At 42.5% G+C, this 19991-nt stretch carries 18 protein-coding genes and 1 pseudogene; 6 read left to right on the top strand and 13 right to left on the bottom strand.

Going from position 1 to position 19991, the window contains the following annotated elements; all coding sequences use genetic code 11:
- The 4 genes from OFY17_RS11975 to OFY17_RS11990 all read right to left on the bottom strand — a co-directional run bounded on the left by OFY17_RS11975 (position 1) and on the right by OFY17_RS11990 (position 5417).
- Positions 1-1698, bottom strand: a complete 1698-nt coding sequence (locus tag OFY17_RS11975) for a dipeptide ABC transporter ATP-binding protein (protein ID WP_263531080.1) — start codon at positions 1696-1698, stop codon at positions 1-3.
- A 151-nt stretch (positions 1699-1849) separates the two neighbouring features.
- Positions 1850-2782, bottom strand: a complete 933-nt coding sequence (locus tag OFY17_RS11980; RefSeq protein WP_263530968.1) for an ABC transporter permease — start codon at positions 2780-2782, stop codon at positions 1850-1852.
- 1 nt (position 2783) lies between these two features.
- Positions 2784-3755, bottom strand: a complete 972-nt coding sequence (locus OFY17_RS11985) for an ABC transporter permease (protein ID WP_263530969.1) — start codon at positions 3753-3755, stop codon at positions 2784-2786.
- A gap of 99 nt (positions 3756-3854) precedes the next feature.
- The gene (locus OFY17_RS11990; RefSeq protein WP_263530970.1) at positions 3855-5417 is read right to left on the bottom strand and encodes an ABC transporter substrate-binding protein; all 1563 of its coding nucleotides are present in this window, start codon (positions 5415-5417) and stop codon (positions 3855-3857) included.
- 277 nt (positions 5418-5694) lie between these two features.
- Here OFY17_RS11990 and OFY17_RS11995 point away from each other — a divergent pair, with 277 nt between their 5' ends.
- Both OFY17_RS11995 and OFY17_RS12000 read left to right on the top strand, forming a co-directional pair.
- Complete coding sequence (locus OFY17_RS11995) at positions 5695-6687, top strand: NADP-dependent oxidoreductase (RefSeq protein WP_263530971.1); 993 nt, start codon at positions 5695-5697, stop codon at positions 6685-6687.
- 269 nt (positions 6688-6956) lie between these two features.
- Positions 6957-8132, top strand: coding sequence for a murein transglycosylase domain-containing protein (locus OFY17_RS12000; protein ID WP_263530972.1), 1176 nt, complete (start codon positions 6957-6959; stop codon positions 8130-8132).
- A gap of 39 nt (positions 8133-8171) precedes the next feature.
- Here OFY17_RS12000 and OFY17_RS12005 read toward each other — a convergent pair whose 3' ends face one another.
- Both OFY17_RS12005 and OFY17_RS12010 read right to left on the bottom strand, forming a co-directional pair.
- Entirely contained in the window at positions 8172-8747 is a 576-nt protein-coding gene (locus tag OFY17_RS12005; RefSeq protein WP_263530973.1) for a hypothetical protein, read from the bottom strand.
- Positions 8744-9094 carry a DUF805 domain-containing protein gene (locus OFY17_RS12010; RefSeq protein WP_263530974.1) on the bottom strand — a complete coding sequence of 117 codons (351 nt, stop codon included), beginning with the start codon at positions 9092-9094 and terminating at the stop codon, positions 8744-8746. Before OFY17_RS12010 ends, OFY17_RS12005 begins: the two co-directional genes overlap by 4 nt.
- A gap of 219 nt (positions 9095-9313) precedes the next feature.
- Here OFY17_RS12010 and OFY17_RS12015 point away from each other — a divergent pair, with 219 nt between their 5' ends.
- Positions 9314-10405 carry a helix-turn-helix domain-containing protein gene (locus OFY17_RS12015; protein ID WP_263530975.1) on the top strand — a complete coding sequence of 364 codons (1092 nt, stop codon included), beginning with the start codon at positions 9314-9316 and terminating at the stop codon, positions 10403-10405.
- Between the two features lie 4 nt (positions 10406-10409).
- On the opposite strand, the gene OFY17_RS12020 is transcribed toward OFY17_RS12015, so the two are convergent.
- Together OFY17_RS12020 and OFY17_RS12025 are read right to left on the bottom strand one after the other, a co-directional pair.
- The gene (locus OFY17_RS12020; RefSeq protein ID WP_263530976.1) at positions 10410-11153 is read right to left on the bottom strand and encodes an SDR family oxidoreductase; all 744 of its coding nucleotides are present in this window, start codon (positions 11151-11153) and stop codon (positions 10410-10412) included.
- A gap of 60 nt (positions 11154-11213) precedes the next feature.
- Complete coding sequence (locus tag OFY17_RS12025) at positions 11214-11792, bottom strand: DUF6151 family protein (protein WP_263530977.1); 579 nt, start codon at positions 11790-11792, stop codon at positions 11214-11216.
- Between the two features lie 393 nt (positions 11793-12185).
- Between OFY17_RS12025 and OFY17_RS12030 the strand changes: the two genes are divergently transcribed.
- Positions 12186-14267 (top strand): DUF4962 domain-containing protein, encoded by a 2082-nt coding sequence (locus OFY17_RS12030; protein ID WP_263530978.1) that lies wholly within the window; start codon positions 12186-12188, stop codon positions 14265-14267.
- A 138-nt stretch (positions 14268-14405) separates the two neighbouring features.
- Here OFY17_RS12030 and OFY17_RS12035 read toward each other — a convergent pair whose 3' ends face one another.
- Positions 14406-15176 carry a hypothetical protein gene (locus OFY17_RS12035; protein WP_263530979.1) on the bottom strand — a complete coding sequence of 257 codons (771 nt, stop codon included), beginning with the start codon at positions 15174-15176 and terminating at the stop codon, positions 14406-14408.
- A 287-nt stretch (positions 15177-15463) separates the two neighbouring features.
- Here OFY17_RS12035 and OFY17_RS12040 point away from each other — a divergent pair.
- A pseudogene (locus tag OFY17_RS12040) lies at positions 15464-15693 on the top strand (IS3 family transposase); the annotation flags it as partial.
- A 127-nt stretch (positions 15694-15820) separates the two neighbouring features.
- Here OFY17_RS12040 and ykgO read toward each other — a convergent pair.
- The 3 genes from ykgO to OFY17_RS12055 all read right to left on the bottom strand — a co-directional run bounded on the left by ykgO (position 15821) and on the right by OFY17_RS12055 (position 17004).
- Positions 15821-15964 carry a type B 50S ribosomal protein L36 gene (gene ykgO, locus OFY17_RS12045; protein WP_263530980.1) on the bottom strand — a complete coding sequence of 48 codons (144 nt, stop codon included), beginning with the start codon at positions 15962-15964 and terminating at the stop codon, positions 15821-15823.
- Entirely contained in the window at positions 15961-16227 is a 267-nt protein-coding gene (locus OFY17_RS12050; protein WP_263530981.1) for a type B 50S ribosomal protein L31, read from the bottom strand. The genes ykgO and OFY17_RS12050 overlap by 4 nt, the downstream gene beginning before the upstream one ends.
- Before the next feature lie 120 nt (positions 16228-16347).
- Positions 16348-17004, bottom strand: a complete 657-nt coding sequence (locus OFY17_RS12055; protein WP_263530982.1) for an FMN-dependent NADH-azoreductase — start codon at positions 17002-17004, stop codon at positions 16348-16350.
- Between the two features lie 115 nt (positions 17005-17119).
- Here OFY17_RS12055 and OFY17_RS12060 point away from each other — a divergent pair, with 115 nt between their 5' ends.
- A complete protein-coding gene (locus OFY17_RS12060; RefSeq protein WP_263530983.1) occupies positions 17120-18016 on the top strand; it encodes a LysR family transcriptional regulator in 897 nt (298 codons plus the stop codon).
- Between the two features lie 100 nt (positions 18017-18116).
- Here OFY17_RS12060 and OFY17_RS12065 read toward each other — a convergent pair whose 3' ends face one another.
- Entirely contained in the window at positions 18117-19904 is a 1788-nt protein-coding gene (locus OFY17_RS12065) for a sensor domain-containing diguanylate cyclase (protein ID WP_263530984.1), read from the bottom strand.
- Positions 19905-19991 lie beyond the last annotated feature (87 nt).

The raw sequence follows: 19991 nt of genomic DNA on the forward strand, positions 1-19991 counted from the left end.
TTATATCCCTTTTAACTGCGGCATGAAAGACAACAGCTCTTGGGTATAGGCGTGTTGAGGGTTCGTAAATAACGCCTCCGTTTCCCTTTGTTCTACCATGATGCCACCTTGCATGACGCCAACTCGATCACACATTTGTCGAATTACAGGCAAGTCGTGACTGATGAACAGCATAGTGAGGTTTAGGTGCTCTTGCAGGTCTTTTAGGATATTCAAAATTTGCGCTTGAATAGACACATCCAAGGCAGAAGTGGGCTCATCACAAATTAAAAAGCGTGGCTGCGTAGCTAACGCACGGGCAATGGAAATACGCTGGCGTTGACCGCCTGAAAACTCATGGGGGTATTTTTTACCTGCCGCTGCGGTTAATCCTACTTGTTCAAGTAATTCATCCACTCGCTTTTGTAAGGCCTTACCGCTCAATAACTTATGGTGCTTTGCGGGTTCACCAATAATGGCATCTATACGCATGCGAGGGTTAAGAGACGAATACGGGTCTTGGAAGATCATTTGAATCTGGCGGCGGTAATCACTTAAATCTTTTACACCTGTCACTGGCTTGCCATCAAATAGGATGCTACCACCGTCTACGCCATATAAACCTGCAATCATGCGAGCAATGGTCGACTTGCCTGAACCACTTTCCCCTACGATGCCGAACACTTCCCCTTGTTGAATATTGAAGCTCACCTCATCCACCGCCGTGGAATATTCTTGACTAGATGGCAACAAAGCAGACTTTTTTAAGAAGCGCTTGGTCAGCTTAGACACTTCAAATAAAGGCTGGTTGGCATCAATCTCGGTTTTATTCCAGTTGCGCGCTAGGTCGTCAATCTGAAAGTCTTGAGTACGACCACCATAAGATACCAAGGGAAAGCGGTGCATTCTTTCATTGGGTCGAGGCACGGCGGCAATCAAGCTCTGTGTATAAGCATGTTTGGGTTGGCCTAATACTTGTGAAGTCAGGCCATTTTCCACCACCTTGCCTTGATACATTACCGTCATTACGTCGGTAGTATCGGCGATAACGCCCATGTCATGGGTAATCAGGATAACCCCAACCTGTTTTTCACGGGCGAGCTCCTTAATCAAAGCCAAGACTTGCGCTTGAACAGACACATCCAAGGCTGTGGTTGGCTCATCGGCAATAATCACATCAGGCTCAGAACACAAAGCTAAGGCAATCACAATACGCTGACGCATGCCCCCCGAAAACTGATGTGGGTACTGGGTAATGCGTGTTTTAGGATCAGGAATACGTACCAGTTCAAGCAGTTCGATGGCTCTTTGATTCGCTTCGTCTTGAGTTAAATTTAAATGAGCGCGGATGGTTTCCGTTAACTGATCACCAATCGTTAGCAAAGGGTTCAAGGAGGTGAGCGGGTCTTGGAATATCATGCTAATTTGCTTACCACGCAAGGCCTGCATAGCAGCTGTATTCAACCCACTTATGTGTTCACCTTTCAGGGAAATAGTGCCGCCTGTAATGTGGCCCGGCTTTTCCAAGAGCCCCATAATAGCGACTCCAATGGTAGATTTTCCTGCTCCCGATTCGCCAACCAAACCATGGATCTGACCCGCTTCCACTGACAAGCTTGCCCCATCAACCGCCACAAAGGCACCCTGACGAGTAGGAAATTCAACAGTTAATTCATCTATCTCAAGTAATGACATTTTACTTCTCGAATTCTTTTTAATGGATGTTTTCGGGAGGACATTTCACGATGTTTCGAGCAAAGCTAAGACGAGGCAAAAATAAACGAAAAAGCGGAGTTTATAATTATAAATGAGCATTTTGAGTTTATTTTTAACAACGTATTAGCAAGCGCAGTAATCGTGAGAAACTCTCCTATCGCAACTTCGGGTTTAAGGTATCCCGTAGCCAATCCCCTAGAAGATTGACCGAGAGCGCTAATGCCAACAAAGTCAGCGCAGGGAAAAGCAAAATCCACCACTCACCTGAGAACATGAAACCCTGCCCAATACGAATTAAAGTACCTAGACTAGGTTGTGTGGGTGGCGCACCCACGCCTAAGAAACTCAAGGTCGCTTCGGCAATAATGGCTAAGGCTAGGGAGATGGTTGCGATGACCAACACAGGGCTCAATACGTTTGGCAAAATATGTCGCCACATAATAATCGGTGTCGGCTGACCAATGAGCTGAGCCGCCATGACATATTCTCGATTCTTCTCAACTAAAGTCGCACCACGCACCACACGGGCAAACTGCACCCAGTCAGATAGACCTATGGCAATAATCAGCACCCAGATTGCCATCTGATCACGGTATTCCGCGGGCATCACCCCTTTCGCGATACCAAAAATAAGCATTGCTACCAAAATTGAAGGGAAGGTTAATTGCACATCGGCAATACGCATAATAATGGTATCTACCCAGCCACCAAGGTAGCCGGCAATCAGGCCTAGAGAGATGCCTAACACCATGGCAAATAACACAGAAGCAAAACCCACAAACAGCGAGATACGCATGCCATATAAAATGGTGGAAAGCACATCTCGGCCTTGGTCGTCTGTGCCTAATAAAAACTGCTGACCGGTAAAATCGTTCTCAGTGAGTGGCGCAGTAAAACCATTCATCAAATCTAGGCTGGCCGAATCATAAGGATCAAAAGGCGCAATCCAAGGTGCAAATACCGCCCCTAGAACCAGCAGAGTCACCACTAGCAAAGATAAAATCGCAACAGGCGAGCGGGATAACCGCCACAGGAAATCACTTTTCAAAATTCTGTCTAGGCGCTCTGGAAGAGTCAGATTAAACATATTACAGCCCTCCTTCACGCAAGCGTGGATCAATAAAAACGTACAATAAATCAACCACTAAATTAATGGTCACAAACATCACAGAGATCAGCATGAGGTAAGCCGCCATCACGGGAATATCGACAAATTGAATGGCGTTAATGAACAAGAGCCCAAGCCCCGGCCATTGGAAAACTGACTCCGTAATAATGGCAAATGCAATAATGGAACCTAATTGCAAGCCAGTGACGGTAATGACAGGCACAAGGGTATTTTTTAGTGCATGACGAAAATGCACTACTCGCTCGCTCAAACCACGGGCTCTGGCGAAGCGAACATAATCTTGGCGCAGCACTTCCAACATTTCAGAACGCACTAGGCGCATGATCAAGGTCATCTGATAAAGACCTAAGGTGATGGCAGGTAGAATAAGCGCTAACCAGCCGCTTTTGGTTAAGAAACCTGTACTCCAGAAGCCCACTTGCACAACTTCCCCACGCCCAAAGCTGGGTAACCAACCTAGGTCCACACTGAAGATATAAATCAGCACAATACCGATCAAAAAGGTCGGTAAACTCACGCCAATAAGGGAGGTGGTCATAATCACGCTAGCCAGCCAACCGTCCCGTCGAATCGCTGTGAAAACGCCTAAAATAATGCCAATGGAGATCGCCAAAAACGCACTCACCACAGCTAATTCTAAAGTCGCTGGTGCTCGCTCAATAATAATGTCAGAAACAGGGCGCCCTTGACGATAACTCACGCCAAAGTTGCCTTGTACAGCATCACCGAGAAAGCGCCCATACTGCACAATAAATGGCAGGTCCAAACCAAGCTCTGTGCGTAAACGCTCCACATCTTCTACCGTGCGCTCTTGACCGAGCATATTATCAATGGGGTCGCCCACAAAGCGGAACATGGAAAAAGCAACTAGGCCAACCACCAGCAAAACTAAGCCAGATTGCGCCACACGTTTGAGTATGTAGTTAAACACCGTCAATCCTCGTACGGTTAAATAACAAAAAGGAAGTAGCCTAAACCTGCCATTTTATTGGCTGGTTTAGGCTAAAACAGACTTGGAAGATTCGTAGATCTAGTTAACCGATGCCCAACGCAGAATAAAGAAGTTATCTGGACGCTGAACCAAGGTCACATTCTTCCCTGTGCCCCATACCAATGGCTGGATATAAAGCGGCACATAAGCATGCTCTGACTGATAGATACCAGTAACTTCATCCAACATAGCTTGGCGCTTGGTATCGTCAATTTCAGACTGGATCATAGGCAATAACTCATCAATGCGAGCATTGGAGTAATCACCAAAGTTCCATGAACCGAGCTTCTTCTCAGAGTTTGGTGTAGAAGCTAAGAAACGAACTGGATGCTCGTGGTCAAAGGTACCTGGCGACCAACCTAACAAGTACATATCAAAGTTGTCTTTACGCAGTTCAGGCCAGTAGGTACGAACAGGCATGGCATCTAGCTCAGCTTTAATACCCACTTTTGCCAACATGGAGGTTACGGCCTGACACACAGCTTCGTCGTTTAAGTAACGGTCATTAGGACATTTCAGACCAAAGGAAAAACCATTCGGGTAACCCGCTTCTGCTAACAAGGATTTTGCACCTTTTACATCAAAGCTTGGGCGTTCTGCATAAGCTTCAGAGAAGCCACGCATAGCAGGGCTAACCAATTGGCTTGCAGGCTCGGCGTTGCCTCGCATAATGGTACGCAAGATAGCAGGAACGCTAATGGCTTTGGCAACCGCTTCGCGTACTTTTACATTTAGGAAAGGGTTTGCTTTGCCCTTATCAGCACCGTATTTCAGTACTTCCGCTTGTTGCGCAAAGCCCAACATAATCACACGGGCTTCAATGCCCTTATGTACTTTAACTTGGCTGTTTTGCTCTAAACGTGCCGCATCTTGAATCGGCACTGGATTGATCATATCCACATTACCTGCCAATAAGGCCGCTACCGCAGTGGCAGGGTTTTTGATTGGAGTAAAAGTCGCTTCGGTGATGTTACCTACATCTTCTCCCCACCAATCATTATGGCGAGTTAAAGTAGTTTCTAGCCCCGGCTGACGTTTTTTAAGCGCGTAAACCCCTGTGCCGTTGGTTTGCAATGTCGCTGCGTTACCTTCTTCTTTACTTGGTACGGTTGCACCAACAGACTTACTCCATTCCTCATCCATAATCATCCAGTTAGCAATACTGTCTGGAAAAATAGGGTTCGGGGCTTTAGTAAAAAAGTCGACCGTATAGTCATCTACTTTCTTCACTTCTGAGATAGGAGCGAACCAGCCTTTAGTATCCGCTGCTTCTGAAGAGGCTCGTAAGTAAGAGAACACCACATCATCGGCATTGAAAGTCGCGCCATCATGAAAAGTCACACCTTTACGCAAATTGAAACGCCAGCCTTCCCCATTACCAATCGGCTCCCAAGAACTGGCTAATGCAGGTTCAATCGCCATGTCTTTACCGCGACGCACTAGACCTTCGTACACGTTATTCAAAAAACCTAAAACAGGTGCAGAAATAACCGCGTGAGGATCCATAGTTTGCGGGTCTGTGGTGCCTGCCCATTTCAATGTGGTTGCGTGAGTAGATGTCGCTAGAGCAAGCGCCAATGCAGTAAGTGTGATGCCTTTCATATAACCTCCTTGAAGAGTAAAAACGCCAGATGGCCAACCTAATGGATAGATAGTAGCAATATGTACAGAAAAGTCAGTGTCTACTTGTTTACAAATATGAAAAAAATACGAATCGTGACCATTTAGTCAGAAATAACACTCTTTTGCGCTTCCATTAATCAGAAACGTCCCAAATTAATAGAGCATTACTTAGGTTTGAAAGCTCAAGTTTAAAAACTCAGATTCATACGTCTTTACCCATAGTGACATAAGATTCGACATCCATAAGGAAACAAGCATGTCTTACCGTTCGATCAAGTTGATCAAATACCCTACCCAAGAATTCACACCCGATGTTTTTGACATCACAACACAAGCTATTCCGACACCCAAAGAAGGTGAGTTTTTAGCAAAACTCTCACATCTTTCACTAGACCCTGCGATGCGTGGCTGGATGAGCCCAGACACAGAAAGCTATATTCCGCCTGTTACTTTGGGCGATGTCATGCGTGCCAGCGGCATTGGTGAAGTTGTCGAGTCAAAGAATGAAAACTTCCCGGTCGGCACACGAGTAATGGGGTTAATGGGCTTAACCGAATACGCCATCAGCAGCGGCCAAGGCATTAACCCAATTCCAAAAGAGTTACCCGCTGAAGCCATTTTATCTGTGGTGGCTTTACCCGGTGTGACGGCTTACCAAGGCTTATTTGAAGTCCTAAAACCAGAAGCAGGACAAACCATTGCTATTACCGCTGCCGCGGGCTCTGTTGGCTCATTGGTTGGGCAGATGGCGAAAAACCTAGGATTGACAGTGGTCGGTGTTGCAGGATCTCAGGAAAAGTGCCAATGGCTAACCGAAGAACTGGGCTTTGATCAGGCATTAAATTACAAAGACGCTGACTTTGCAGAACAACTAAAGAGTGTCACGCCGAATGGCATAGACCTCTTTTTTGAGAACACAGGCGGTGCCGCCCAAGCACCTATTTTTGAGCGTATGAATGCCCATGGGCGCATTGCCGTATGCGGTTTAATTGCTGACTACCAAACAGACTCACCTGCACCGGGCCCAAGTTGGTTAAACATCATAAAAAAGCGCTTAACCATTCAAGGCTTTACTATGCCAGATCATATACACCGATTCCCTGAATACGCCCAAGCGCTGGGTGGCATGCTCGCTAAAGGCAAACTGAAATACCGCTCACACGTTATTAAAGGGCTAGAAAGCGCAACTACAGGACTAGATTTATTATTTGAAGGAAAGAACACAGGAAAATTAATCGTCGAGTTATAAACAAGGCTAGTTCAACAACAGTTTTTTCACGCCACACCCGCTAGATGTGCTTGCGCCTTCTAGCGGGTGTTTTTATTAAACCTTAAAAACACTGTTGATAAGTACAGTAGTTATTCACAGTTTATATTAAACTCCCCACTACTTTTTATTCTCCATCTGCTTCATCTATTACTTTGGTATACTTTTGCTCTTTTAAGCTAGGACACTTAAGAAGCCCGTATTAAGGACGATACAAAGTGGGTAACAGTCTGTTGTAACTAAGGAACCCTATGCCTGTTTTTCGTATGTTTGCTCTATTGCCTTTATTGATGATGTGTTTAGTACTGAGTGGTTGTCAGCAGTATTTGTCATTTGAGTCTGCTGAATCGGTGAAGGTATTAACTGAGCAGATCAAAAATGCAGACAGTTCAAAAGACCTAAAAGCGATTGCTAAACAGGCAAAGGTAAGTCGCGATTTGATTCGTGCCGATATAAAAGCCATTAAAGCCCTTTATGCTGAGCTGGATGAAAAAGTAAAAGCAAAATGGGGAAGCAGGAACAGCGCCCTACCTACAAAAACTCAATATGTGAAATACACCAATAACTATCAAGCAAGAACCTTAGTCGATTTCGAGCAAGGCTGGGTACGAGTAGAAACATTGGATGCCAGTTCACCAAAGGCTGCGTTAATAGATGCGGTAACAACCACACTATTAACAACATCAGACCCTAGCAAAACAGATATTTTCTCAAGTTCAGCTCCCAATACTGAGGGTGTACCTTTCCTCTACCCACAAGTGCTAGATCATGATGGCACCTTAGTACGCTATCGCTGGCGAGCAGAGCGTTATGCAACATATTTGGTAGAAAACCAGTTAAAAACATTGCGAGAAAATGGCAAAGATGTTTATTCTGTTCAGTTCAATTTGGTTGAGCAGCACCAACATTTACGTCAAGAAAAATACAGTGATTTCGTGATTGCAGCGGCCAATAAATACAACCTAGACCCTGCACTAATTTACGGCATTATCCAAACCGAAAGCTCCTTTAACCCTTATGCCGTCAGCCCAGCCAATGCTTATGGTTTGATGCAAGTGGTGCCTGCCACGGCGGGTAAAGACGTATATAATTTAGTCAAAAAGCGCTCCGATGAGCCAACGAAACAGACTCTATTTGTTCCTGAGCAAAATATTGATATTGGCAGTGCTTATTTACACATATTAAAAACCCGCTATTTGGTGAAGGTAACTAATAAGACCAGCCGAGAATACGCGATGATTTCCGCTTATAACGGTGGTACGGGTAATGTACTAAAAGCCTTTGATTCAGATCGTACGAAAGCGATGTCAGAGATAAACCAGAGCTCATCTAGCACGGTTTATCAGAAATTACGTTACGATCACCCTCTGTCTGAGTCACGCAAGTATTTAGAGAAAGTGACTACGGCAAAGAAAAGTTATCAGTAGCTTATTTAGGTTCTTCTGCCAAACAGCAACAATAAGGCTCTAGGCCTTATTGCTGATGTCGCATGACACTCTTTGCTTTTCACTTCTGAACATAGAAAACCACGACCACTCACCGGGGTTAAGTACAAAACCATCTGTGGATTCTAGGCCAGACTCGATTCTTATATCACCTAGTTGGTCATCAAATAGATTCGTTATCTGATAATCCTCACTAACGATTTCGTCGCCCTTTTTTAACTTTCGAATCACATCATCTGAATAGATGGCTAACCGAATCTCGTTGTTTTCTGACGTACGAATTTGCAAAGAGCTAGTATCACCTATACCACCAGCGGCCAAACGAACGGGCAGGCTAGTACACCAATTTGTGTTTTCCATGCTTTGGTTTGCTAATTGATCACCTCCTTTGAAAATTAAGTGGCCTTTGCCAACCACACCCCGTAACTGCAATAAATTGGCAGACTTAGGGGACTCGATATGCACCACGGCTTTTATTTGATCCATTTGACTCATGTCACCTAAAGCAAGCGACTCTGCCGTGTTCGCCTTGTCGCCACAAGCTGACAGAACCACCAGAGGCACGCCTAAAAAAATCATCCGTCTAAACAGGCTCATGCTATTTCTCCTATTGCGATGGAGTCATTATTTGCATCATGAGTACTAGGCAGAGCAAGAAGAATAAGTAGCCAGATCATGCCTATTGCTGGAATCAACAGGAGAGCTAACCACCATGCGGAACGGTTTGTGTCGTGCAAACGACGTATTGTGATAGCTAACGCTGGTAGAAAAACAGCAAGGCTATAAATAGCATCAATTTTCCAAGACAAACCCACTTGTATTTCTAGGAAAACAAAGACAGCAGAAATAAGGCAATGTACAAAAAAGAAGATCCAAAATGCTTCCCTTGTTGCCCTCCCCGTGAAATTCAAACATTGACGCCATGCTTCCATATAGTGGTTCATAACCTTCTCCTCATCATCATTGGTTTAAGTGCTCACTCCATTAAGTACTCACACCATTTAAGTACTGACACCTGGCACTGGAATGAAGCTTTACTTTAGATTTTGAGGAGAATATTTCGTCCTAAATCAGGTTCTAGGACGTCCTAAATGGTTTTTTAGGACATAATAGGCCACATATACTGACACCTAGGCTGATTTAGCCTCTCAAATGGAGCTGAGATGATCGCGATTCCTTTACCTTTTGTGGTTGCTATGCTGCTGGCGATATTAGCCGCTGTGCTGTTTATACAAAGAGAAGAAAACACGAAGCAGGCGTTTCTCTTTGTCGCCCTATGCGCTGTGACCACCACCATTGTCGGCCTACGCTGGACATTTGATTTACCAATATTTCGTTTATTACAGCCCGTTTTAGCTGCCTGTATTCCTGCCACTGCTTGGTACTGTTTTGCCAAAGCCCATAAGCAACAAGGTTTTCCAAAGTGGCATTTTTTACCGCCCATTTTGGTGCTGCTAGCGTCATTAACTTACCCATTCTGGCGGCCGCCATTAGACCCAGCCTTAACACTTTTGTATGTTGCCTATGGCGCTGCTTTAATTCGCATTTCTTTATCGGCAGATCATTTGCCAGAAAAAGTTCGATTATCGGATATGGAGAAAGCCCTAAAGGCGGAAAGAATTGCTGGCGCTATGCTCTTGATGTCCGCCGCTATTGATGGCGCATTAGCCATAGACTTCGCATTATTCTCAGGCCAACACACACTTATCATTCTTGCCATCGGCCATGCTGTTTTATTACCTGTATTGGCAGCGGCGGTGGTCATGCTGGGGTTAAGTGTGGCACCTGTGGAAACTTTAGAAGGTCCTTCTGAGCCCATAGAAGAAAAGCTATCAGGAAAAGAGAAAGAAGCCGTCATAGAAGAAGCTGACTTGAAAGTAAAAGAGGCCTCAAAAGAAACAGGACTTTCTGAAAATGATGCTTTGCAAATCATGGCTGCCGTCGACACCCTTTTCAAAGAAAAAGAAGCTTTCCTTGACCCTGATTTAACCCTAGATAGACTCGCGCGAAAAGTCTGTATTCCTGCCCGTCAAATATCGGCTGCTATCAACCAAGTCCACGGCCGTAATGTCTCTCAAGTGGTCAATGAATACCGTATTGAAAGGGCCAAAGAGTTATTAGTATCTAGTGACAAAAACATCACTCAGATCTACATGGATTCTGGTTTTCAGACCAAGTCTAATTTTCATCGGGAATTTTCAAGAGTAACAGGACAAACGCCAAGCGCCTTCCGACGCTCTGCATCTGCTGAGTAAAGAGTTATAAATCAAACTGTGAAGGCATTATGACCACATCGCGAATAGTCACATGGCGGGGGCGAGTAGCCATAAAGAGCAAGGTCTCTGCTACCTCTTTAGCTTCCATCAGACTGCCCGATGCTTTGGCTTCTTCGAGTTTCTCTTCTGGCCAGTCCGATAATAAAGAAGTAATAACAGGCCCCGGTGATACAGAGCCGACACGAACTCCAAAAGAGCAAACCTGTCGACGAATTGTTTGCACGAAACACTGCATGGCCCATTTCGATGAGGCATACACTGGCTCCCATGGAGTTGGAAAATGCCCCGCAAGGGAGCTGGTAATAAAGATGTCTCCTGTACCCCTTTCTTTCATATGGGGCAGCACATCGTGGACGTTTTTCATCACCACATTGATGTTCAAATTCAGCATTCTATCAATCGCTTCATGACTGGCATCGGTTAAATCTCCACCCACATACAAGCCTGCGTTAGCGTGAAAAATATCGATTACTTGAATTGTTTCTAAAATACGAGGAATGAGAGCCGCACATTGTTCGCTGTCTAATAAATCTGCTGTAACGGTATGAAGTTCATCACCGTATTGCTCTTTTAAGTTGGCTAACGCGATATCGTCTCTATCGACAATCACCACAGTGGCACCTTCCGCCAGCATGATTTCGGCACTAGCCAAGCCAATACCAGAGGCACCGCCAGTCACCACAGCCACCTTACCTGTTAGTGCTTTTTCTCTTGTTAGATCTGACATGGTTTCTCCTTATTATTATTTTGATGATCCATGATTAATTAGTGGTTTAATGTATTCGAGTTAACTCTCTCCATTACTTTTGACTACTGGTTGGCCATCAAGAAAAAAGGGTGAAGGGGAATGTTTTTTAGTAAGAAAGCCTCGCATCATGAAATGAGCAATTTTAGGTAGGAAAGATAAGGGGAATCGAGGGTGTGTGTCTGCAGGCATGTCACCAATGGCGTATTTACCAAACGCTTTCATAATAACTGGGCCTAATGCTTCTTGCTTTTCTTCCTCACTAGCAAACTTCATAAAGGTCACAGGGATACCAACAAAGGGCACGTTGGCTGAAGTCATAGTGTTACCTATTGGTGTATTACAACAGCGGGTATGCCAACGGAATAAACCTTTTTCGCTTAGTTGCATACAAGTAATCTGCTCTTTACCTTCCGTTATCGTGAGATACTGAGGGTAAGTTTGAAACAATTCTGTACCACCATGTTCATCCAGTATGGTGCCTGCCTGCCCCAAATTGGTGGCAAAACTCTGGCAATCACAACAAAGACAAGACACATGAAAGTAATGACTTGCCTCTACTTTTAGTGAGCCTTTTACTTCCCCACATGAGCAGGCTAAAGAAACGGTTGTTGGCATCATTCACTCCTTTCATATTTGACTCTTAATGTAGCTATTAAATTAGGCTATCAATTTAGATCCTAAATTTAAATAATGAGTTTTATGCAATGCTTCATTCTAGCCGATTATGAACCTAAAGCAGGCGTACCTACTAAGGTGAGAGAAAATATTCCTCACTCATTGAAGAAAGAGAAGGTATCTCCGCTCTATTCTAGGATAGGAAGGGCCTCATTCATTTGTCAGACAAATGTTAAAAAATAAACAGGAATCAGGTAGAATGTGCGGATATATGCCGATTTTAATAAAAACATAGAGCAAGCCTGAGCATTACGGCACTTATATTTAAGGTGTTTTCTTTTCTAAAAAGCAAAACATCAAGGTTTGCTAAATCTGCCCTTTTGAAAGAGGTTTGTAATGTCTGATAAGAAATCTTTTGACGCGATTAAAGCGATCAAACTAGAAAACGATAAGTCCGCCGGTAACCTTGTGGATATTATGCCAATCCAAGTCCAAGAAGCCGATATTGACCTTTCTTTTCTGGATAACCTAAGCGTCGATCACCCTCGCTTATTAGTGCAAAGCAAAGACCTTGCTGCCTTCCGCGAAAACCTTAAAAACGATTCAAGCTACTGCAAGTTTGATGCGTTCATGAGCAACTCGACCAATAAGTTTCTTGACACTGAACCTTATGCTGAGCCTCAGCCTTATCCAGAAGAAACGGTTGGCAAAGCTTCTTTATGGCGCCCTTTCTGGCGTCAGATGTACGTTAGCTGCCAAGAAGCATTCAACGCAACACGTAACCTATCTATCGCAGGTATCGTTTTAGAAGACGAAGACATCATTGCCAAAGCAAAAGCATGGACATTGCAACTCGCTACTTACGATCCAGAGGGTGTGACATCTCGTGGTTACAACGATGAAGCGGCTTTCCGTGTTATCGCGGCTATGGCTTGGGGTTATGACTGGTTACACGCTTACTTATCTGACGAAGAACGTGAAACTATCAAGCAAGCTTTGATCACTCGCTTAGAAGAGATCATGCACCACTTGCAAGTTACTGTGGACCTATTAGCGAACCCTCTAAATAGCCATGGTGTTCGTAGTATCAGTTCTGCAGTGATTCCAACTTGTATTGCACTTTACAACGAATACCCGAAAGCCCGTGATTACATTGAATACGGTATAGAGTACTACGCCAAGCATTACCCACCATGGGGCGGTCAAGATGGCGCATGGGCAGAAGGTCCTGACTACTGGAATACGCAAATGGCCTTCCTTGGTGAGTCTTTTGACCTGCTGAAAAGCTACACTTCTATCAACATGTTCAACAAAGAGTTCTATAAAAACACGGGCGACTTCCCACTTTACTGTATGCCTGTTCACTCTAAGCGCGCGAGCTTCTGTGACCAATCTAGTATCGGTGACTTCCCGGGGCTAAAACTGGCTTACAACATCAAGCACTTTGCTGGTGTAAACAACAAGCCTGAATACATCTGGTACTACAACCAGCTGAAAGCGCGTGATACCGAAGCACACACCAAGTTCTACAACTTCGGTTGGTGGGACTTTGGTTATGACGATTTGCGTTTTGACTACCTATGGAATGACATGCCAGAAGTAGCGCCTTCTAACGAGCCGCTATTGAAAGTCTTCCCAATCACAGGTTGGGCAGCCTTCCACAGCAATATGACAAACCGTGAAGAACACATCCACATGGTTTACAAATGTAGTCCGTTTGGTTCTATCAGCCATTCACACGGTGACCAGAACGCCTACACATTGCACGCTTTTGGTGACACATTAGCGGCTATCACTGGCTACTACGGTGGTTTCGGTGTGGACATGCACATCAAATGGCGTCGTCGTACTTTCTCGAAAAACCTACCATTGTTTGATGGCAAAGGTCAGTACGCTGAAAACACCACGACTAAGTTCGAAGGTGAGCACCAAGACCGTTACTGTATTGAAGCTGGCGGTAAAATCAGCGACTACGATACAGAGTCTGAAGTCTTGTTTGTTGAAGGTGATGCATCAACCTCTTACCAATTCCACAATCCAGAGCTAGAAAGCTACAAGCGTAAAATCTGGTTTGCCAAAGGTAAGGTCTTTGTTATGCGCGACACGGCAACAATGAAGGTTGAGCAAGACCTAACGTGGAACCTGCACACAACTTTTGGCACAGAAACAGCGAAAGACGCTTTCCAGATCATTGGTGATAATGCGGTATTAGACGTTTCTTTCATTAACGATTGCACAGACGACCTTGTGTCTATCGACAATGTGGAAGGCTTTGGTGAAGTTGACCCAGCTGAATACGCTGACTTAGAAGTTCACAGCCATGTTGAAGCCAAGTTCAAAGCGAAGAAAGAACACAACATTCTTACGCTACTTGTACCAAGTAAAGCTGAAGGTGCTAAAACTCAGGTGTCTCATAAGCTAGTTGGTAACTCTTTAGAATTAACGATTGATGGCGAAACGGTAACGATTGAACTTTAATCACGCAAAAATGTACGCATAAGTACATTTTAAGCCAGTCATAAAAAAGCCACTTCACATTGTGAAGTGGCTTTTTATTTGATCGTCATTTAGCTTTGAAGGGGGCTATCGTGACGTCTAGCTTCTTACATTTAGGAGCTACTTTTCATAACCGCTTTTAAGAGCCTTTATTTCCGAGAAAAGCACAGACTGAATACGCCCACTTTTAAGCTTTTCATTCTGGTGCCACTCCCCATCTTTCAACTCAACCCCTTTAATGCCAAGCTTCTTCATTTCATTTTCATCATAATAAAAACCTAATATAGGTTCTTCCACGATCAATCCACTATCGGCATGTCTTAGCCTCAAACCTGTTAAAACTTCTTTATCCATAAAACTAGGGTCAAGATCTATTGCTTCAAAAAAAAGGCGATCCTTTGAAAGCAACAGTTTCCTTTCAAAAAGAGCCTGATCTATAAATACACCAAGCTCATTCTCTGCAGTCACATTCTTTTCTTTCGCGTACTTATACATAATATCAAGATATGTATCTTTGTCTTTCAGAAAACTTCCCAAATATCGACCAGTCCAAAAAAGCCTACTCTTCGAATTTAATATTTTCTTACTTCCAGCTAAAAAAACATAGTCAGCACAAGGGCCAACACAATATTGGTCAACCTCCACTTCGATTTGATGGTCATGTATCCATTTAGCTAATAGCAAACTAGAATAACTATCCCCACCGAGGCTATTTATTACTATTCGTGTGGGCTTTATCTCTGCTTGTTGATAAGCGTCATTTATTTTTTTAAGTTGTACTTTATCAATTTTCCCATTAATAAAGAGTTGTGAATTCACAGATTTTTTTTCTGAATCATTCGCAAACACACTCCCCGAAAAAAGAATAATGAATACATATAGATAAAACATTTCTTCCCCTTAAACCTTATGAAATAAGATAAGCTCTCATAGCATTATTTAAATGCTCTTTACACCACACTGATATAGAGCACTAAAGTCATCATTGTTAATTTTACTTTAGCAACAAACACTTACAGAGTAAAAAAACGAAATTAGCCATGTATAAACTATATTATAATACTAATCGGCGCTACCCTTGTAACTAATATAAGTCAGAATTTTTGACAACCTTAAGATCGAATATTTCAAGAGCCAAACAATACGAATCTATTAAATTTAACAATACTTGTCTAAAAGGGCTAAAACAAAGCATGTCGAGAAAAGTCAATTTCTTAGACAATGCGGTTTCGAGAACTTTTTTCGGAATATTAAAGACAGAGATGTTGCACAATGAAGAATTTGAAAATGTTGAGGATCTGATTGAAAAATCAAAAAATATTACAATCACGAACGAATTGAGCAGAAACTAAAAGGCCTGAGTCCACTAGCGTATCGAAATCAGGCCTTGGTATCCGCTAAGAAATGAGTCCAACTTTATGGGAGTACTTCACATTGTGAAGTGGCTTTTTATTTGCTCGTCATTTAGCTTTGAAGGGGGCTATCGTGACGTCTAGCTGCTTTGAACAACTACTTTTCGCAACAGCTTTTAATAGCTACTTTCTTTTTCCACCTTTACCCTGTACCGCTTTAAAGCGAGGGTTTGTTTTACAAATCACAAAAACACGACCACGGCGCTTTACCACTTGGCAATCTTTATGGCGAGTTTTAGCACTTTTTAGTGATGAAAGAACATTCATTTGCTACTCCTTTTTGCACTACGAGAACCAAAGCGACGTTTGAAGTTTTGTACGCGACCTTCAAGCTCTGTAGAACGCTGTTTACCTGTGTAATATGGATGTGACGCCGAAGAAATATCGATCGTTTGATAAGGGTATTCCTCACCATCTGTCCACTTCATCGTTTGCGTTGTCTTTAATGTTGACCCAATAAGAAAATACGTGTCTTCACTGGTATCATGAAACAGTACTTTACGATATTCGGGATGTATATTTGCTTTCATACTGAACCCTTAATGATATGTTATAACATTTCATATGATATCGATTTTCAAATTTATTACAAGCCCCAATACTCTAGGAAAAACTCTCCCCCGCTTTCACCTAACAAGAAAAAATGAAAATCAAAGCCTCTCTACTAGCTCTAAAATAGCCTGTTTAGCCTTCTCCACTGACATTTCATGTCGATCATCTGAAAACTCTTGATACTCAGAACCAATTTCATAAAAACAGCTCGCTCCCAAGTACTTAGAAAGCTCTTTAATATGTGGTCCTAAATGGTTCATCTGCTCCCGCACACCACCAGCTCCAAAGCCAAACTCACCACAGGATGTCAGCAAGACAACGCTCTTGCCAGACAATACAGGCTCAATAGGAAAGTCACCTCTTGCAAGATCAAAGCTAAAGGTTTTATTCACACGCATAATTTGATCAAACCATGCTTTTAATATCGCAGGCATGCCGTAGTTATACATTGGGGATGTAATAACAACGAGATCCGCTTTTGTTACCTCTTCAAAATAACTATCTGACTGAGCCAATATTGATTTCTGTGATGAGGTTCTCTCTGCTTCGGAAGTAAATGCAGCGGCAATCCAGTCTTGGCAAATAAAGTTCGGAGGATTAAGGCATAAATCTCTATAAGTAAGTACATCTTGATGATTTTTATTCATCCATAGATCAACAAAATAGCGTCCAAGCCCTTTTGAAATAGAGTTATAACTTGCTGTTTCGTTGTCAGTGCGACGTACACTAGAATCAATATGTAATATATTTTTCATGATTTTATACCTAGATTATGAATAATTTGTAGGTATATTCTGTCTGGTGTAAAACACCGCGACAAATGATAGTATTTTTCTTATAAAGTAGTATTTCTCATGCATAGGTTGTTTAATGTTTCAAAATCTACCTAACTTAAATGCCATTCGAGTGTTTGAAGCCGCAGCAAGACTGAACAGCTTCAAAGACGCCGCTGATGAGTTAAATGTGACGCCTACAGCCATTTCTCATCAAATAAGATCTCTCGAAGATAAGTTACAAACACGCTTGTTTGAACGAAAAACACGATCTGTTTCTTTAACCAACGAAGGCAAGTTACTCGCCTCCAGCGCCAACGAATCACTACGCTCTCTTCTAAGTACAATCAACCAACTGACCGTTACACCCAATACGCTTACTATCAGTACGACCAATTCTTTTGCCGCCATGTGGTTGGTTCCTAACCTCGAAGGTTTCCAGCAGCAACACCCAAATATTAAGATTCTGATTAGAGCAGAAGAGTCATTGATTGATATAGAACACGATAGCCGTGTCGATATGGTTATTCGTTATGGAAAACCACCAACTGGTAATCTCGGAGTTATCCCTCTTATTGAGGATAAGATTGGTTTTTTTGCTACGCCTGAGTACTGGAAAAAGCATACTAAGACCCCTTCTGGCTCTGTGTTTTTCAGCACAAAGTGGAAAAACACTAACTTGCCTAACTTAGGAATAGAGGGGCACTTGAAAAACACGATAAACACCCAGGAACTACCTGAACTTCGTTATTTTGACGATGAAAATCAAACCGTTCAGGCAACACTTTCTGGGCAAGGCATTGGTATTTTAAGTAAATTATCTGTGGGTATGCCATTAGACAACGCTTGGCTTACACAAGGCAGCAATGAAATGTCTAAGGTGTTTTCAGGCTTGTATTACTATCTGGTTATTCCAACAAGGCAACAGGCTAATTCAACAGCGCTTCTCTTTAAAGCATGGCTATGTAACACATTACCTAAAGACCAACTTTAACTTTTCCACCGCAGATAACTCACGTGGTTCATCAATAAATACCTGCACTCTGAAGTGAGTCTATTGCCTTTAGCAATAAAGAAAATGTAGACACTACTAATTAGTTAGCAAAACTAACCTGATTTTTACCATTTGCTTTCGATTGGTAAAGAGCCTTATCTGCTCTGGAAACCAGTAATTCAGGGTTTTCACCATGCTGGTAACAAGCTGTACCAAAGCTAGCGCTAAAAGACACTATTTCAGGAGAGTCATAGTCACTGATTGCTGCCCGCAGCCTTTCAGCAACCATTAGAAGCTCTTCTTTCTCCGTCATGGGGCAAATGACCAAGAACTCCTCACCTCCCCATCGACCAACAATGTCTTTTTCTCGGCAATTTGCCATTAAGAGGCTAGCAACTTTTTGGAGTACTTCGTCGCCCTCATGGTGTCCAAAGCAGTCATTAATGTTTTTGAAGTTATCTAAGTCTAATAACATCACACCCAATGGTTTTTTATAGCGCTTGGCATGCATGACATTAGACAACAGAACATTATCTAACTTACGGCGGTTAAAGAGGTTGGTCAGCTTGTCTGTTATTGAGAGTCGCTCTAACTCTGCATTTTTTGTTCGTAATTCTTTGGTTCTTTGCTCAACCATCGAGTGTAATTTCTCGGTCTGAGCTTTCTGCTCTATCAACAATTGCTCCTGAGCAGTATAAGCTTCTTTTTGGAAAATTCTAACACGATAAGCTAATGCTAACGACAACAATACGGCCTCTATCACCATACCAACATCATTCGCAAAGCTCGTGTACAAGTTGTAAGGAAGAAGCCCATGGAAAGTAAAAGCAAAGACTAAAAATAAAGCACAATTAGGTAGCCAAGCAATAATATAAAATTTTGCTAAAGCCACCCCTTTTCGATAACAATAAATGCCAACGCCAATTAAGATGAACGGAATTAAAGTCACAATATTGGCACTTAACGGCATGGCGACTCGGTAAGAGAATATAAAATAACTTAATGATGCGGCTACTAGTAATACAATCAAAAAGTTAAGAACATAATTCAGCTTTGGAAACTGAGCCTTGATATTTAAGAACTTTCCTGTAAACAATATGATAAAAAGGAAATATAAATTGAGGGGACCCAAGTGCAGAAACTCTGACCAGCCATCTTGGCTATTTTTAATAGAAGGGAAAAATAAATTCTGAGTAATTAAAAAGTTCACGCCATAAAAAAGCACATAAAAGCTATACCACAGATATACCTTGTCCCGTATGACGTTATAAATAAATAAATTATAAACAGACATCACCAAGATGACACCGAGCAGAGCACCGATAAAATAATTCACTAAAGTGTCTTTTTTATAAAACTCATTTTCCGTTGTTAAGAATAAGGGCAATATCAAAGCATCGACAGACTCGACTCTTAGGTAGTATGTGCTCTCTTGATCTGGCTCTAGGTCAAACGAAAAAACTAGGCTTCGATGTTCAAGGGGCCTTTTTTCTATGGTGATATCACTGCCGGTTTTGGAGGCTAAATATCCTCCATTTATATTTGGCTGATAAAAAGTGAGTGAATCTATCCAGGTGACTTTGTTTTGTAAGTAAAGTGTTTGTTTGGTATGCGTGCTATTGAGAATAGAGAATCGTAACCAATAGGCAGAGTCAGAAAAAGTATAATTAATGGTCGTTTTTATATTGGGTTGAAACTCGTCGGATAGCTGCCCTGTTAGCTGATCAAGGGTAAATGCTTTATCTTGGTCTTCTAATTCATCAATATAACCAGATAGAGCGATATCTTGTTGCGATCCATCAAAGTTTAGAATCGGCGCCCCGAAAACATTAAGGGACAATAGCATCAAAAAAGAAATAAATGTTTTCGATATAATTGTTTCAGACATAAAAAACCTTTATTTCAGTATGCTTTAGATTCAGTTTAAAACAAAAACACACACAACTTCAAAACTAATTAACAAATAGAATTTAAG

Source organism: Marinomonas sargassi (assembly GCF_025716875.1).
Taxonomy (GTDB): domain Bacteria; phylum Pseudomonadota; class Gammaproteobacteria; order Pseudomonadales; family Marinomonadaceae; genus Marinomonas; species Marinomonas sargassi.